The organism is Micromonospora sp. Llam0 (assembly GCF_003751085.1).
Taxonomy (GTDB): Bacteria; Actinomycetota; Actinomycetes; order Mycobacteriales; family Micromonosporaceae; genus Micromonospora_E.
Genome location: NZ_RJJY01000001.1, coordinates 1,699,002 through 1,715,587, shown reverse-complemented (window position 1 = coordinate 1,715,587; position 16,586 = coordinate 1,699,002). Strand labels below are relative to the sequence as shown.

The following is a 16,586-nucleotide window of genomic DNA, read 5'->3' as shown; positions in this document are numbered from 1 at the left end:
CGCCTCGTAGTAACGGTGTGTTCGGGTCACTCCACCCAGCGAGTAGTTGAAAATGACATTCAACTGCGATAGACGTTATCTAAGCACAGTCCTGATCGACGAACCAGAAGGGACCCGGCATGAACCCCGTCCACGAGGACCCGTCTGGAGACCCTGCTACGACCACGGACCGTGACTGGATCGGATGGCCGGCGTCTGACGCCTTGCGCTACCGCGCCGCGGGACACTGGGCCGGCGACACCTTCAGCGACCTGCTGCGGGGGTGGGCAAGGCAACACGGTGGACGGACCGCCCTGGTCGACGGCGCTCGACGGTGGACGTACCGGCAGTTGGACGAGGCAGCGGACCGGCTCAGCGCCGGGTTGCGCCGGCTCGGCCTGCGCCGCGGCGACCGGGTGATCCTGCAGCTGCCCAACCGGGCCGAGTTCGTCGAGATCTGGTTCGGCCTACAGCGACTCGGCGCGGTACCCGTACACGCCATGCCCGGCCACCGCCGCGCGGAGATCGCCCACCTCGCGGCACTGTCCGGCGCGGCCGGCTACGTCGTCGCCGACCGGCACGCCCGGTTCGACTACCGGACCCTGGCCGCCCAGGTGTACGCCGAACGCCACACCGCCGACGAACCGTTGCGCCACGTCGTGGTGCTGGGCGACCCGGGAGACTCCGGATTCACCAGCTACGCAGAGTTGCTCGACGCCCCCGGCGAGCGGTCCGGGGCGGTGGACGCAGACCGGCCGACCGCCGACGAGCTGGCCCTGCTGCTGCTCTCCGGTGGCACCACCGGGCTGCCCAAACTCATCCCCCGCACCCACGACGACTACGCCTACAACGCCCGCAGCGGTGCCGAGATCTGCCGGCTCGGACCGGACGACGTCTACCTGGCGGTGCTGCCGATCGGGTTCAACTTCACCTTCGCCTGCCCCGGCGTGCTGGGCACCCTGATGGCCGGCGGCACCGTCGTGCTGGCCGCCAATCCGAGCCCGGCCACCGCCTTCCGGCTGATCGAACAGGAACGGGTGACCTGCACCGCGCTCAACCCGCCGTTGGTGCCGTACTGGTTCGCCGAGTACACCGACAGCCGGCCCGACCTGTCCAGCCTGCGGTTCGTGCAGGTCGGCAGCGCGCGGCTGGCCGACGAACTGGCCCGACGGTTCAGCCCCACCCTCGGCGTCGCGCTGCAGCAGGTGTACGGCATGGCTGAAGGCCTGATCAACTACACCCGGCTCGACGACCCCGACGAACTGGTCTGCACCACGCAGGGCCGCCCCGGATCCGCCGCCGACGAGATCCGCGTGGTCGACCCCACCGACGGGCGAGCGGTGCCGCCCGGCGAACCCGGTGAGCTGCACACCCGTGGCCCGTACACGCTGCGCGGCTACTACCGCGCCACCGCCGCGGCTGCCGCCTCCTTCACACCTGACGGCTTCTACCGCACCGGTGACCTGGTCCGGCAGCTGCCGACCGGGCACCTCACCGTGGTCGGTCGGGTCAAGGACCAGATCAACCGGGGCGGCGAGAAGATCGCCGCGACCGAGGTGGAAGGTCACCTGCTCGCCCACCCGGCGGTACGGCAGGCCGCGCTCGTCGGCCTGCCGGACGAACAGTGGGGTGAGGCACCGGCGGCGGTGCTGGTCTGCACCGCACCGACGCCGACGGCCGCCGAGGTCGTGGCGTTCCTGCGCGGACGCGGGCTGGCCGCGTACAAGCTGCCGGACCGCGTCGCGTACGTCGACGCGATGCCACTGACCGCCGTCGGCAAGATCGACAAGAAGGTGCTCGTGCAGCGGCTGGCCGGGGCAACGGTCACCACCGGTCCGGATTCATGAACGCCACCGGCACCTGCGGCGGCAGGCCGCGAACCAGGTCGGCCACCACCTCGCCGACCCCGGTGGCGTGCTTGAACCCGTGCCCACTGTCGCCCCCGGCGACGACCAACCGGGAGTCCCCACCAGGGCTACCGAGCACGAACTGCCGATCCGGCGTCATCGGGTACATGCAGACCTCGGCCCGCGACGGCACCGGATCGAGACCAGGCAACGCGACGTCGAGGCGGCGCACCAGCGGCGCCCAGTCGTCCGGACCGACGCGGCGGTCGTCGCCGTCCGGATCCATCTCGCGCAGCAGCCCGCCGTGGTCCTCCAGACCGAGCTTCAACTCACCGCCCGAGTACACCCCATGTCCCCACAGGCAGGTCCCGTCGTCCAACTCCCGAATGAACACCGGAACGTCAGCCAGCCCGTACCGGTCGGCCTCGGCCGGATCGCCCGGCCGGAACCAGGTGATCGGCACCCGCAGCACCCGCACCGCGATCCCGGGCAACAGGGTGGGCAGCCACGCCCCAGCGGCGACCACGACCTGGCGTGCCCGTAACGTGCCCGCCGCGGTGTGCACCAGCGCGCCGCCGCCGACCAGCTCAATCCCGGTCACCCGGGTACCGGTGGTCACCCGCGCGCCGAGACCCACCGCGACCCGGACGGCTGCCCGTACCGCCGCCTCGGCGGCGATCAGACCGGCGGCCGGCTCCCACACCGCGGCGTGGTGGTCGCCGATTCCGGCATGCCGGGGCAGCCGGTCACGCAACTCGGCGGCGTCCCACACCTGCACGGCCAGCCCGTGGCGGTGGGCTGCGGCGATGGTGCCGGCAACCACGTGCCCGGTACGGGGCCCGATCAGGACCCCACCGACCGGCTCGAACAGCGCCTCGCCGCTGGCCCGCGCCAGCTCCTGCCACAGCTGTCCGGAGCGTCGGGCCAGTGGCACCAGCTCCGGATGCTCCAGGCAGGCGGTACGGAACATCCGGGTCCCACCGTGCGACGAGCCGAGACCGTGGCCCGGGGCGAACTGGTCGACACCGACCGCGTCGACCCCGGCCACGGCGAGGCGCCACAGCGCGGCTGCGCCGAACACCCCGAGACCGACGACGACGACCTCAGCGTCCGGCGAGCGCACGGCTGGCCTCGCCGGTGAAGTGCGGTGCCACGTGTTCGGCGAACAGCCGCAGCGCCCGCTGCGCCTCCGCCGCCGGAGTCGCTCCCGGGTTGACCTGCAAGCACACGGTCACGTCGGCGCCGAACCACTCGGCGATCGTGGCCAACTGGTCGCGTACCTGGGCGGGGGTGCCGGCGAGGACCTTGTTGTCGGCGTGCGAACGGTCGAAGTCGTACCGGCGCACCTTGTCGATGAGCTGCTCGTACCCGGGGTAGTCGGCGCTGCGCACCGTAGCCCAGGAGGCGATGGCGGTGGTCATCTTGTCGATGTAGTTGAGCTCCCAGCGGCGGGCAGCGGCCAGCGCGGCGGCACCGTCCTCGGCGAGATAGCAGGTGTACTTGATCTGCACCTGTCCAGGCCCGTGGTGGCCGGCGGCGGCTCGCGCCTGGCGGTAGGCGGCAAGCATTTCCTGCAGTGCTTCGCGGCTGGTCACCGTCGGTACGACCTGCAGGTGGTACCCGGCGCGGCCGGCCTCGGCGCAGGACGTGGGGCTGGTGGTGGAGGCCACGAAGATCGGCGGGTGTGGCTGCTGGTACGGCCGGGGCAGCATCGTCACCGGGCCGAAGGTGACCCAGTCACCAGACCAGGACACCTCCGTCCCGGTCCACAACCGACGGCAGATATCGATCCCCTCGGCGAACCGGGCCCGGCTGGCGCTCATCGGCACGCCGAAGGCGGCGAACTCCTCCGGCAGGAACGCCCTGCCGAAGCCGACGTCGAGCCGCCCGTGCGACAGGTTGTCCAGCATGGCCAGCTTGCCGGCGAGCTTGATCGGATGGGTGAAGGCGGGCACCACGGCCCCGGTCGTCACCCTGATCCGCCGGGTCCGGGCGGCGACCGCAGCCAGGAACGTCACCGGGTCCGGGCTGTACCCGCCGTAGGCGGAGAAGTAGTGCTCCACCACCTGGACGTGCTCGTAGCCGAGTTCGTCGGCGAGTTCCGCCAACGCCAGGCTCTCGTCGTACCAGTCGACCGCGTTCTTCTCGTCCGGCGACAGGACCGGAAAAAAACCCACACCAAATTGCATAAGTGTCCTCCGCAACGAATAGCAGGTAGCGCGTACAAGTGAAGTTCACCAGCACGACGGATGTCAACAAGGAGGGACACAGAAAGTCTTCTCGATCACACCTGAAAGCATTTAACGGGCTTCCGTTGATGCGCGAATCAGCCTGCACAAATGCCAATTTGATCGAGCCAACCATACTTTCGCACATCCGGTTAGACATGCTACCTTCCCGTCCACCCATCGCCATCGCAGGAGCTGCGGAACCAATGGACGATCAGGACTATCAGGTTTCCTTCCCGGTGCGCGGCAGCGTGCTCGACGCCGCAGAACTCGCCGCACTCACCGAACTGGTCGGCTCAGGACAGACGCTGTCGGCCGGCAGTCGCCGGACGGTCTTCGAGCGACGGTTCGCCGAGCACGTCGGTACCCGGCACGCGCTGTCGGTGACCAGCGGCACCGTGGCCCTCGAATTGGCGATCCACCTCGCGGACCTACGTCCGGGCGACGAGGTGGTCACCACGCCGCAGACCTTCTCCGCCACGATCCATCCGCTGGTGGCGCACGGCGTACGGGTACGATTCTGCGACGTCGACCCCGCCTCGCTCAACATCGACCCCACGTCGGTGGAGGCTGCGGTCAACGACCGTACCGCAGCGGTCATCCTGGTCCACTACGGTGGCTATCCGGCGGAAATGGACCGCATCGTCGCCGCCGCCCACCGATACGGCGCAGTGGTCATCGAGGACTGCGCCCACGCACTCGGCGCGACGTGGCACGGGCGGCGGCCCGGCGCACTGGGCGACATCGGATGCTTCAGCTTCCACAACTCCAAGAACATCACGACCCTGGGCGAAGGTGGAATGCTCACCTTCGACCGCGATGAATGGGTCGAGCGAATCGACCGGATTCGTTCCAACCAGCCCGATGTCGAACTCGGCCCGCCCCGCTCCCCTGGGCCGCCGCCCACTCCCCTGCTGCCCTGGATGCGGTTCTCCGAGGAGATCTACGGGTGCGACTACGCACACGTGAGAAGACCCGGCACGAACGCCACCATGTCCGAGGCCGCCGCCGCGGTAGGGATCGTCCAGTTGGATCGTCTGGCGGTCATGACCGCCCGCCGTCGGTACATCGCGAACCGGCTCGACGAGTGCATTGGCCGGTACGCGCAGGTCCGGCTGCACCACCCGCCTGCGGGAGTCGGTCACGCGTACCACCTGTACACCTTTTTCGTAGAGGCCGGCCGGGCGACCCGTGAACACCTGGTCCGGGAACTGGACCGTCGCGGGGTGGAGGTCCAACTGCGCTACTTCCCCCTGCATCTGACCCCCGAGTGGCGCGCCCGCGGCCACCGTCCGGGTGAGTGCCCGGTCGCCGAGCGGCTCTGGTTCGACCAGCAAATCAACCTGCCGTGCCATCCGGCAATCACCGACGCACAACTCGACTACCTGGTCGAGGCGGTCAGCGCAGCCCTCGACATGACGCTGTCGCCGGTCGATTCGTCGCCCCCGGCCAGCCTCGTACCGCTCACCGACCACACCGTGACCCCGGCCTGAGTCCGGCCACCAGAGCCACCCGAAACGGAGAGTTCCATGCCCTTCATCGACGTCCGCATCTTCGAGGAACGGCTCACCCCAGCCGTGCAGGAGGCGCTCGTCACCCGGCTGTCCGACGCAGTCGGCGACGTGCTCGGCGCGGACGCGCGCGCGCAGACCTGGGTGGTGCTGACCGGCGCACCCGCCGATCGATGGGGAATCGGTGGCGTACCGGCCAGGCCGCCGGCACCGGCGGCCGACGACGCCGGTGACCGCGACACGGACGGCCGCGACACCGGCTCGCAGCCGATGGACAGCGAAGGCCCGGAGCGATGACGATGTCGCCCCGACAGGCCACCGGCCAGGCCACCACCGGCCGGGCCGCCGCTGGCGGGGGCAGTACGCCCTCGCCGGGCACCGACCCGGTCCGCGCGGCGGTCGCCTCGGCCCTCAACGTCGAGTACGTCGACCTGACCCCTGACGCGGACCTGTTCGCCCTCGGGCTGGACTCCCTCACCTTGATCCGGCTGGTCTCCGGGTGGCGTCGCGCCGGGCACTCGGTCACCTTCGAGCAACTGGCCGAGACACCGACGCTGGCAGACTGGGCAACTGCCCTCACCGACGGTCTCGCCGAAGCCACCGCCGGCGATGCCATGACTCCCGACGGGGTAGCGCCCGCGTCGGGCACCACGCCGCCCGACGAGACCTCTGTGCCGTCAGGCGAAACCGGCGGGTCGCCCGGCGTGGCAGCACCGTTCGAGCTGGCGACCATGCAGTACGCGTACTGGATCGGCCGGCAGGACAGCCAACCGTTCGGCGGCGTCGCCGCCCACTTCTACGTCGAGTTCGACGGTCACGGCGTCGACCCGCAGGCCCTGGGCCGGGCACTGGCCGCGTTGGCCGCCCGGCACGGGATGCTGCGCGCCCGGTTTGACGACACCGGCCGACAATGGATCACCACCACGGGCGGCCCGGCGTTGACCGTGCACGATCTACGGACGCAGCCACCGCAGGAGGTGACCCGGCGACTGGAGGGGCTGCGGCAGCGGTACACCCACCAGCGGATGGACGTCGAACGCGGGGAGGTCCTCGCCGTCGCGTTGAGTCTGCTGCCTGGCGGCGCCACCCGGCTGCACGTCGACCTCGACATGCTGGTCGCGGACGCGTTGAGCATGCGGATCCTGTTGACCGACCTACATCGGCTGTACCGGCGACCGGACGAACCGCTACCGCAGGTCACCTCGAGCTTTCCCCGCTACCTGGCCGCGCACCGGCGCGCGGCGGCAGCCGACCGGGACCGGGCCCGTGACTGGTGGCACGAACGTCTCGGGGAACTGCCCGGCGGCCCACAGCTACCGCTGCGACCCGACGCGGGTCGGTCGGGCGCCGTCGCGCACAGCGAACGGCTGCACCACTGGCTCGACCCGCGGCGCAAGCGGACACTGCTGGAGCGGGCCGCCACACACCAGGTGACACCGGCGGCCGCGTTGGCGACCGCGTTCGCCGAGGTGCTCGGGACGTTCAGTGACGACCGCCGTTTCCTGCTCAACCTTCCGCTGTTCGCTCGGGAGCCGCTGGTGCCCGACGTGGACCTGCTGGTCGGCGACTTCTCCAGTTCGGTGCTGCTCGGCGTGTACACCAGCGGTGTGGCGCCGTTCGTCGACCGGGCCCGGCGCGTGCAGTCGGCACTGCACGCCGCTGTCGACCACGGCGCGTACGCCGGGGTCGAGGTGCTGCGCGACCTGTCCCGCCAGGCCGGGCAGCCGATGCTCGCCCCAGTCGTCTACACCAGCGCGCTCGGCCTCGGCGAGATCTACGACACCGCGTTGCAGGACACCTTCGGCACCCCGTCGTGGATCATCTCGCAGGGTCCGCAGGTGTGGCTCGACGCTCAGGTCACCGAACTTGACGGCGGGCTGCTGCTGAACTGGGACGTACGGCACGACGTGCTGGCGGACGGCGTCGCCGGGGCGGCCTTCACCGCGTACCGGGAGTTGGTCGAAGCACTGGTCGGCACCGACGACGTCTGGCTGCGCCCGGTGGGGTCGCAGTTGCCGGCCGAGCAGGCGGCGGTCCGGGAGAAGGTCAACGCGACAGCGGTCGGCCGGCCGGCGCGCTGCCTGCACGACGGCTTCCTGCGGCAGGCCGCCGACCGGCCGCAGCAGCCCGCCGTCTTTCACGGCGAACGCACGGTCAGCTACCGGGAGCTGGCCGACACCGCGGCGCGGGTGCACACGCTGCTCGCCGCCCACGGAGTGCGCCCCGGTGACCCGGTCGGCGTCACCCTGCCCAAGGGGATCGACCAGATCGCCGCGGTGCTCGGCGTACTCGCCGCCGGAGCCTGCTACCTGCCGGTCGGGATCGACCAACCGGCACACCGTCGTGCCCGGCTGCACACCCTCGGCGAGGTACAGGTGGTGCTCACCGACCCGGCCCACCGCGAGCTGGTGTCGGCCGCCGGTGCCCGACCGTTGCTGGTCGCCGACGCGGCCGCGCTGACACCGTCCACGCCGGCACCGGCCGACCCACAGGCGCTCGCGTACGTGCTGTTCACCTCCGGGTCCACCGGGGACCCCAAGGGGGTGGAGATGACCCATGCGGCGGCGATGAACACCGTCGAGGCGCTCAACGCCCGCCTGGGGGTCGGCCCACACGACCGGGTGCTCACCCTGTCCGGGCTGGAGTTCGACCTGTCGGTGTACGACATCTTCGGCCTACTCACCGCCGGGGGCACGCTGGTGGTCGTCGGTGAGGACCAGCGACGCGACGCGGCCAGCTGGTGGCGACTGGTCACCCGGCACTGGGTCAGCGTGTGGAACACCGTGCCGGCCCTGCTGGACATGCTGCTGATCGCCGCGACGGACCGGCCGGTGGGGGCGGACGCCACGACGCAACAGCAGTCGGCGTCGGCGCTGCGGGCGGTACTACTCGGCGGCGACGTGATCGGCCCGGACCTGCCGGGTAGGCTGCGGGCCGTCGCCCCGGCCTGCCGGTTCCTCGCCCTCGGCGGCATGACCGAGGCAGCAATCCACTCCACAGTGTATGAAGTGCCACCCGCCGGTCCGCAGGAGACGTCGATGCCCTGGGGGGTGCCGCTGGACAACGTGGTCTGCCGGGTGGCCGACGGCGATGGCCGGGACCGGCCCGACTGGGTGACCGGTGAGCTGTGGGTCGGCGGCGCCAGCCTCGCCCGTGGCTACCGTGGTGACCCGCAGCGAACCGCGGGCAAGTTCGTCACGTACGGCGGGCGGCGCTGGTACCGCAGCGGTGACCTGGCCCGCTACCGGCCGGACGGCACCCTGGAGTTCCTCGGCCGGGCCGATCACCAGGTGAAGGTTCGGGGTCACCGGATCGAACTCGGCGAGGTCGAGGCGGCGCTGGTCGCGCACCCGGCGATCGAGCAGGCCGTCGCGATGGTGACCGGCGAGGGACCGGCCCGCCGGCTGGCCGCGGCGGTCACGATGCCGTCCGCCAGCGCCGAAGCCGGCCCGCCGGACGACCTGGACGGTTGGCTCGCCGAACGGCTGCCGGAGCACATGCGGTGCGACAGCGTCACGGTGTGGCCGCAGCTGCCGCTGACCGGCAACGGCAAGGTGGACCGGGCAGCCGTGCGGGCAGCGTTGACCGCCGACGTGGAGCTGCGGCGCACCGGTGACCGACCGGAGCAGCCGCCGCACGGTCCGTTGGAGACGTTGGTCGCCGCAGTCTGGTCCGACCTGCTCGGCGTGGCGCGGGTGAACCGGGACGACTCGTTCTTCGCCCTCGGTGGCGACTCGCTGCTCGCCACTGGCCTGCTGGTGCGGCTGCGCGGCAGCGGCGTACAGGGTGCCCGGTTGGCCGCCCTGTTCACCAACCCGCGGCTGGCGGACTTCGCCGCCGGGCTGACGCTGGACGCCGCGCCGGGGCCGGCGACCCCCGCCGACAGCCAGGTGGTGGTCCCCGACCCCACGCACCGGTTCGAGCCGTTCCCCCCGACCGACGTACAGCGCGCCTATCTCGTGGGCCGTGACCCCCGGCTGCCGCTCGGTGGCGTCGGTACCTGGCAGTACATCGAGTTCGACGGCGTCGACGTCGACCTTGACCGGCTGCACAGTGCCTGGCTGCGGCTGGTGGACCGGCACGAGATGCTGCGGGCTGTGTTCGACGCCGACGGCAACCAGCGGATCCTGGCCGCGGTGCTTCCGGTGCGGATCGACCTGGTCGACGTCGGTGACAGCGATCCGGCTGCCGCTCTGGCGGACCTGCGCGCGGCCCGGTCGCATCTGCTGACCGAGCTGTCCCGCTGGCCGCTGTTCGACCTGGCTGCGGTCCGCTACCGCGAGGCCGGGCAGGTACGTACCAGAGTCGCGGTCGGACTCGACTACATCGTCTTCGACGCTCTGTCGATCATGACCCTCTACACCGAGCTCGACCTGCTTTACCACGAGCCGGACGCCGACCTGCCACCGATCGAGGTGTCGTTCCGCGACTACCTGCTACAGGTCGTCCCGGATCCCGAGTCCGTCGACCAGGACCAGCGCTACTGGACGCGACGCCTCGCCGGCCTGCCGCCGGCACCGCAGCTGCCGACCACCCGCCACCCGACGGAGGTGACCCGGCCCCGGTTCACCCGACGGCAACGCTGGCTGGCACCCCCGCAGTGGGCGGCGATCAAGAATGGGGCCCGCCAGCACGGGCTCACCCCGTCGACGGTGCTACTCGCCGCGTACGCCGAGACACTGGGTGCCTGGAGTGGCCGCCGCGATCTGACCGTCACCCTGACATTGTTCAACCGACGCGACGCCCACCCGCACATCTACCGGGTGCTCGGCGACTTCACCACCTTGTCGCTGGCCGACTATCGGCCGACCGCCGGCGGCACCTTCCTGGCCGACGTGACCGCGCTGCACCGTCGGATGGGCGAGGACCTGGACCACCGCGAGGTCAGCCCGGCCTGGCTGCTGCGTGAGCTGGCCCGGGTCACCGGCAGCATGGAGGCGATGCCGGTGGTCTTCACCAGCGCGATCGGAGTCGGCGACGGGGTGTCGATGGATCGGTCGGACGGTTTCCCCCAACCGGTCTGGGGGATCTCCCAGTCACCCCAGGTCTGTCTGGACAACCAGGTGCTGGAATCGCGCGCAGGGCTGCTGGTGACCTGGGACAGCGTCGACGACCTGTTCCTGCCCGGGGTGCTGGACGCGATGTTCGACGCCTACCTGCGGCTGCTCGACCGGCTCGCCGAGACGGCGTGGGACGCACCGCTGCCGGCGCTGTTGCCGGCCGGCCAGCGCACCGTCCGGGACCGAGTCAACGCCGCCCAAGCACCGATACCCCGACAGTCGCTACACGCCGGCGTGTTCGCCGCGGCCCGGCGCACGCCGGAGCACACCGCGCTCATCTGGCACGACAGCGGCGGCGATCCGGCCACGATGACCTACGCCGAGCTGGCCGAGCATGCGCTGCGGACAGCGGGCGCGCTGGGCGCCGCCGGGGTACGCCGGGGCGATCCGGTGGCGATCACCCTGCCGAAGGGCGCGCAGCAGGTGGTAGCCGCCCTCGGTGTCCTCGCCGCCGGTGCGGTGTACGTCCCGGTCGGGGTGGAGCAGCCCGCGCTGCGCCGCGAGCGGATCTACCGGGACGCGGGCGTCGTAGCGGCGATCGTCGACACCGGCGCGCAAGACGGCGGGCTGCCGGCGCTGTCGCCGGAAGCCGCGCTCGCGGCGGTGCCGCTGGCCGCACCGGTGCCGGTCGACCCGGACGATTCGGCGTACGTCATCTTCACCTCCGGATCCACCGGCACTCCGAAGGGCGTCGAGATCAGCCACGACGCCGCGGCGAACACCTGCACCGACATCAACACCAGGTTCGGCGTCGGCCCCGACGACCGGGTGCTGGCCCTGTCCGCGCTCGACTTCGACCTGTCGGTGTACGACATCTTCGGTGTCCTCGGTGCCGGCGGCACGCTGGTGCTGCCGGCGGAGGACGAGCGCCGCGACGCCCCCCGGTGGCTCACGCTGGTCGCCGAACACGGCGTCACGTTGTGGAACACCGTACCGACGCTCCTGGACATGCTGCTGGTGGCTGCCGAACCCGACCAGCTGCCGGCGAGCCTGCGGCTGGCTCTGGTGTCCGGCGACTGGGTGGGCCTGGATCTGCCCGGCCGGTTGGCCGCCGCCACCGCCGGACGCGCCGATGGCGGGTGCCGGCTGGTCGCCCTCGGCGGTGCCACCGAAGCGTCGATCTGGTCCAACGCGTTCGAGGTGGCCGAGGTGCCCGACCACTGGCGGTCGGTGCCGTACGGATTTCCGCTGGCCAACCAGGCGTACCGGGTGGTCGACGACGCCGGCCGGGACCGGCCCGACTGGGTGGCGGGCGAGTTGTGGATCGGTGGCCGTGGGGTGGCCCGCGGCTACCGGGGCGACCCGACGCGGAGCGCGGAGAAGTTCGTCTCGAACCGGTCGGGCCGCTGGTACCGCACCGGTGACCTGGGCCGGTACTGGCCCGACGGGACGTTGGAGTTCCTCGGCCGGGTCGACCATCAGGTGAAGGTCGGCGGCCACCGATTGGAGCTCGGCGAAATCGAGGCCGCCATGGAGGCACACCCGCACACCGGCCGGGCCGTCGTGGTCGTCACCGGCGGGCGCAACGCCCGGCGGCTGCACGGGTTCGTCGAGGCCGGCGGTGGGTCCTCGGATGTGCCGCGCTCCCTGCGCCGGTTCCTCGGCGAGCGACTGCCCGGGTACGCGATTCCCGCCCGGATCAGCGTGCTCGACGCGCTGCCGCTGACCAGCAACGGCAAGGTGGACCGGGCTGCGCTGGGCGACCGCGCCGCGACCGATGGTGAGTCGCCCGGACGGCCACCGGTCGGCGAGACCGAAACGGCGATCGCGCAGATCTGGCAGGAACTGCTGGGTGTACCGGTGTCCGACCGGGAGGCGAACTTCTTCACTCTCGGCGGAGACAGTGTCAGCGCGTTGCGGATGCTCACCTCGCTCCGTCAGCGGTACGGGGTGGACGTCGCGGTCCGGCGGTTCCTCGCCGCGGCGACGGTGGCCGAATTGGCCGCGGCCGTCGCGTCGGACACCCTCGACACTAATGAAAACGAGTACGATTTCGGATTACTATGACCGACATCGACAGACCCCGACCGTTGACGACCGTTCTCGGCCCGGTCCGCGCCCCGCTGGCCCTCGCGGTGCTCCTGCAGGCACTGGCCAGTGCCGCCGGCGTCGGCGTGCTGATCGCGATGGTGCAGATCGGCGACCGGTTGCTGAGCCCCGCCGCGCCAGGCAGGGTGTGGCCGATCGCGCTGGCCGGCATGGCCGCGGCGCTGACCGCCGTGCTCCTCAGCACGGCAGCGAACGTCGTCACCCACCTCACCGACAGCGCACTGCAGCTGCGACTGCGGCGGGCGTTGGCCGACCGGCTCAGCCGGGTCCCACTGACCTGGTACGCGCAACGCGGCTCCGGCCAGGTGAAGAAGGTCGTCCACGACGATGTGCAGGCCATGCACTACCTAGTGGCGCACACGGTACTCGACGTGACCACGGTGGTCGTGGCGCCACTGGTCGCGGTGGCGTACCTGGCCAGCGTCGCCTGGTGGCTCGCCCTGGTCTGCCTGCTGCCGCTGGCCGTCGGACTCGGGCTGTTCCGCTGGGCGATGGCGGGAGCGGGGCCGAAGATGGCGGCGTACGGGCAGGCGGCGCGGGAGATCAACAGTGCGGCGGTGGAGTTCGTCGACGGCATCGCCGTGCTGAAGACCTTCGGCCAGGCCGGGGTCGCGCACCGGCGGTTCCGGCAGGCCGCCGAGGCGTTCAGCGACTTCTTCGCCCGCTGGGCGGCCGGCACCACCGGGGTCACCACCGCGTCGCAGCTCGTGGTCACCGCGCCGGTCGTACTGCTGATCGTCCTCAGCGTCGGCGTGCCGGCCGCCGTCGCCGGTCAACTCGCGCCGTCGGCGCTGGTGGCGTTCGTGCTGCTGGCCCCGGCCGTGGCCGCACCGGCGGCCGGCATCGGCAGCCGGGTCCAGGCCATCCGGACCGGCCTTGGCGCGGCAGCCGAGGTCGCCGCCCTCATCGACCACGAAGACGGCCAGGCCGGTGCCGGTTCGGGCCGCCCGGACGGGACGTCGATCCGATTCACCGGGGTCGGCTTCTCCTACGACGGCACGCATCGGGTGCTCGACGACCTCGACCTGGAACTGCACCCCGGCACCGTCACCGCGCTGGTCGGGCCCTCCGGAGCCGGCAAGTCGACGGTGGCCCGGCTGATCGCCGGTTTGCACCGACCCACGGCCGGCCAGGTTAGCATCGGCGGGGTCGCCGTACAGGAGCTGGACCCGGCGGCACTGCACCGCACGATCGGGTTCGTCCTGCAGGACGTCATCCTGCTGCGGGCCAGCGTCGCGAAGAACATCGCGCTGGCCCGCCCGGACGCCGATCACGCCGAGATCGAGGCCGCTGCGCGGGCCGCGTACATCCACGACCGGATCGTCGCCGAACCAGCCGGCTACGACGCCGTCGTCGGGGTAGACGTGTCCTTCTCCGGCGGTGAGGCGCAGCGAATCTCCATCGCCCGTGCGCTGCTCGCCGACCCGCCGGTGCTGGTGCTCGACGAGGCGACCGCCTACGCCGACCCGCACGCCGAGGCCGCGATCCAACGCGCCCTGTCCGCCCTGGCCGCCGGCCGTACCCTGCTGGTCATCGCGCACCGACTGGCCAGTGTCCGCGCCGCCGACCAGATCCTCGTCCTCGACCAGGGACGGGTCGTCGAGCAGGGCCGGCACCACGAACTGCTCGCCCTAGACGGTCGCTACGCCCGAATGTGGCAGGCCCAGGAAACCCGCCGGCCGACGCCGGCCAGTCTCGCCCAGGAGTCGGCATGATCCGTGCCCTGTCCGCCGCCCTCGGCCCAGCCCAGGCCGGGCCGCTACGGCGGCTGGTCGTGCTGCTGGTCGCGGCGGCCGCCGCCCAAGGTGTCAGCTACGCCCTGCTGGTGCCGCTGCTACGCGAAGTGCTGGGCGACCGGCCGGCGGCAGCGCTGCCCTGGCTGGCAGCCTTCGCCGGCGCGGTTGCCTGTTATGCCGCGCTGACCTGGTCGGGGCAGTACCTGGGCTTCGCCACCGGGCAGGCCGTGGCCCGGCTGCTGCACCAACGGCTCGGCGAGAAGATCGCCCAGCTGCCGCTGGGCTGGTTCAGCCCGACCCGCACCGGCGAGGTCAGCCGGCTGGCGAGCCAGAGCGTCCTGCAGCTGATGAACGTGCCCGCACACCTGATGCGGCCGGTGATCACCGCCGCGGTGACACCACCAGTGGTGGTGCTGGCGCTGCTCGTCGTCGAGCCGCGACTCGGGATCGCCGTCGCCGTGGCCGCACCGCTGCTGCTGCTCATCCTGCGCTGGAGCAACCGGGCGATCGCCCGGGCCGACGCCGACCGGCACCGGGTGATGGACGACTCGGCGAGCCGGATCGTCGAGTTCGCGCAGGCGCAGCCGCTGCTGCGGGCATACGGGCGGACCGCCCGGGAACACCGTCTGCTCGACGACACCCTGCTGGCGCAGAGCCGGGCGGACCGTGCCCTGCTGAGCCGCGCCATCGTCGGCCTGATTTCCTTCGGATTCGCCGTACGGGCCCTACTCGGCGCCGTACTGCTGATCGGGGTCCACCTCGCGCTCGGCGGCGCGCTGGACGCGGCGACGCTCGTCGCCGTACTGGTGTTGACGGTCCGGTTCACCGAACCACTGGCCACGGCCGCCGAACTCGGCGCGTCGCTACGGATGGCCGCTGGACACCTCGCCGGGCTGAACCGGGTGCTGCAGGCGGCGACGTTGCCCGAGCCCCAGCACCCCCGGCAGCCGGACGGTTGCGAGGTCGTCTTCGACGACGTGCAGTTCGGCTACGAGGGGCGCCCGGTGCTACGCGGGGTCAGCTTCACGCTGCCGCAGCGGAGCATGACCGCGTTGGTCGGCCCGTCGGGCGCCGGCAAGACGACGGTAGCCCGCCTGCTGGCCCGGTTCTGGGACGTCGACGCCGGGGCGGTACGCGTCGGCGGAGTCGACGTACGGGACCTGAGCGCGGCGGACCTGGCGTCACGGGTGTCGTTCGTCTTCCAGGACGTGTATCTGTTCGACGGCACCCTCGCCGACAACGTCCGACTCGGCCGGCCGGATGCCAGCGACGACGAGGTGCGCGAGGCCATCACCCAAGCCGGTCTCGGCGACGTCCTCGCCGAGCTGCCCGCCGGATTGGACACTGCGGTAGGTGAGGGCGGCACGGCGCTGTCAGGCGGGCAGCGCCAGCGGGTGTCGATCGCCCGGGCGCTACTCAAGGATGCTCCGATCGTCGTCCTCGACGAGGCGACCGCGTCGTTGGACGCCGAAGCCGACGCGGCGGTGCAGACGGCGGTAGCCGCCCTGGCCAGCCGGGCGACCCTGTTGGTCATCGCCCACCGGCTGCAGACCGTACGGGCCGCGGACCAGATCCTGGTGCTGTCCGACGGGCAGGTCAGTGACCGGGGCACCCACGACGAACTCGTCGACCGAACCGGCCTGTACGCGTCGTTCTGGCATGAGCGTGTCGCGGCACAAGGGTGGCGCCTCGTCGACCGATAGGCGGGTCTGTCCCCCGGTGCGCCACCGGCGGCGCGACAACCGGCGGAATCACCGGTGTCAGTGGTCGTCCCAGTGCCCGTCGTGCCGGGTGTGTCGATGTCCGTCGTGCACGTAGTCCACGTGTCCGTCGTGCGGCACCGCCACGTGCCCGCACCCTTCACGGTGCTCGTGGTCGTGCCGGTCGTGAACCTGGTGACCGCCGGGCTCGCATTCGTCGAAGTGGCCCTGGTGCTCACGGTGCAGGTGACCGTCGTGGGCGTAGTCGACGTGTTCCTGGTGCGGTACGGCGACGTGACCGCAGTCCGGCCCATGTCGGTGCTGGTGTGCCTCGTGTTGCCGATGCATCTGTTCGGTTGCCACTGCCCCTCCTCCGGCGAATCCCGCTACGCCAGGCAACGGTAGTGAAGGGGGCACCGATTCTCGCGGATTCGCCAACAACCTGCCCGGTCGGCTACCACCGGCGCGGTCACTCG

General features: G+C 71.5%; 9 protein-coding genes. 7 read left to right on the top strand and 2 right to left on the bottom strand.

All coding sequences use genetic code 11. The features are described 5' to 3' along the window. Positions 1–203: 203 nt before the first annotated feature. A complete protein-coding gene (locus tag EDC02_RS07735; RefSeq protein ID WP_370461429.1) occupies positions 204–1,826 on the top strand; it encodes a (2,3-dihydroxybenzoyl)adenylate synthase in 1,623 nt (540 codons plus the stop codon). Here EDC02_RS07735 and solA read toward each other — a convergent pair. After that, on the bottom strand, positions 1,804–2,949 hold the full coding sequence (gene solA / locus EDC02_RS07730; RefSeq protein ID WP_123601358.1) for an N-methyl-L-tryptophan oxidase: 1,146 nt from the start codon (positions 2,947–2,949) through the stop codon (positions 1,804–1,806). The two genes, EDC02_RS07735 and solA, sit on opposite strands and share 23 nt — an antisense overlap. Continuing rightward, positions 2,930–4,003 carry an LLM class flavin-dependent oxidoreductase gene (locus EDC02_RS07725; protein WP_233605793.1) on the bottom strand — a complete coding sequence of 358 codons (1,074 nt, stop codon included), beginning with the start codon at positions 4,001–4,003 and terminating at the stop codon, positions 2,930–2,932. Before EDC02_RS07725 ends, solA begins: the two co-directional genes overlap by 20 nt. 257 nt (positions 4,004–4,260) lie before the next feature. Between EDC02_RS07725 and EDC02_RS07720 the strand changes: the two genes are divergently transcribed. The 6 genes from EDC02_RS07720 to EDC02_RS40075 all read left to right on the top strand — a co-directional run bounded on the left by EDC02_RS07720 (position 4,261) and on the right by EDC02_RS40075 (position 16,515). Next, the gene (locus EDC02_RS07720) at positions 4,261–5,547 is read left to right on the top strand and encodes a DegT/DnrJ/EryC1/StrS aminotransferase family protein (protein WP_123601356.1); all 1,287 of its coding nucleotides are present in this window, start codon (positions 4,261–4,263) and stop codon (positions 5,545–5,547) included. A 36-nt stretch (positions 5,548–5,583) separates the two neighbouring features. Then, positions 5,584–5,862, top strand: a complete 279-nt coding sequence (locus tag EDC02_RS07715) for a tautomerase family protein (protein WP_123601355.1) — start codon at positions 5,584–5,586, stop codon at positions 5,860–5,862. A 2-nt stretch (positions 5,863–5,864) separates the two neighbouring features. Beyond that, positions 5,865–12,632, top strand: coding sequence for a non-ribosomal peptide synthetase (locus EDC02_RS07710; protein ID WP_123601354.1), 6,768 nt, complete (start codon positions 5,865–5,867; stop codon positions 12,630–12,632). Further along, positions 12,629–14,389, top strand: coding sequence for an ABC transporter ATP-binding protein (locus tag EDC02_RS07705; protein ID WP_123601353.1), 1,761 nt, complete (start codon positions 12,629–12,631; stop codon positions 14,387–14,389). Before EDC02_RS07710 ends, EDC02_RS07705 begins: the two co-directional genes overlap by 4 nt. Beyond that, positions 14,386–16,113, top strand: coding sequence for an ABC transporter ATP-binding protein (locus EDC02_RS07700; RefSeq protein ID WP_123601352.1), 1,728 nt, complete (start codon positions 14,386–14,388; stop codon positions 16,111–16,113). Before EDC02_RS07705 ends, EDC02_RS07700 begins: the two co-directional genes overlap by 4 nt. A 72-nt stretch (positions 16,114–16,185) precedes the next feature. Further along, entirely contained in the window at positions 16,186–16,515 is a 330-nt protein-coding gene (locus EDC02_RS40075) for a hypothetical protein (RefSeq protein WP_158632087.1), read from the top strand. Positions 16,516–16,586 lie beyond the last annotated feature (71 nt).

Coding starts and splice junctions, on each gene's coding strand:
- EDC02_RS07710 (WP_123601354.1), top strand. CDS start 5,865: ATGTCGCCCCGACAGGCCACCGGCCAGGCCACCACCGGCCGGGCCGCC.
- EDC02_RS07705 (WP_123601353.1), top strand. CDS start 12,629: ATGACCGACATCGACAGACCCCGACCGTTGACGACCGTTCTCGGCCCG.
- EDC02_RS07715 (WP_123601355.1), top strand. CDS start 5,584: ATGCCCTTCATCGACGTCCGCATCTTCGAGGAACGGCTCACCCCAGCC.
- EDC02_RS07720 (WP_123601356.1), top strand. CDS start 4,261: ATGGACGATCAGGACTATCAGGTTTCCTTCCCGGTGCGCGGCAGCGTG.
- EDC02_RS07700 (WP_123601352.1), top strand. CDS start 14,386: ATGATCCGTGCCCTGTCCGCCGCCCTCGGCCCAGCCCAGGCCGGGCCG.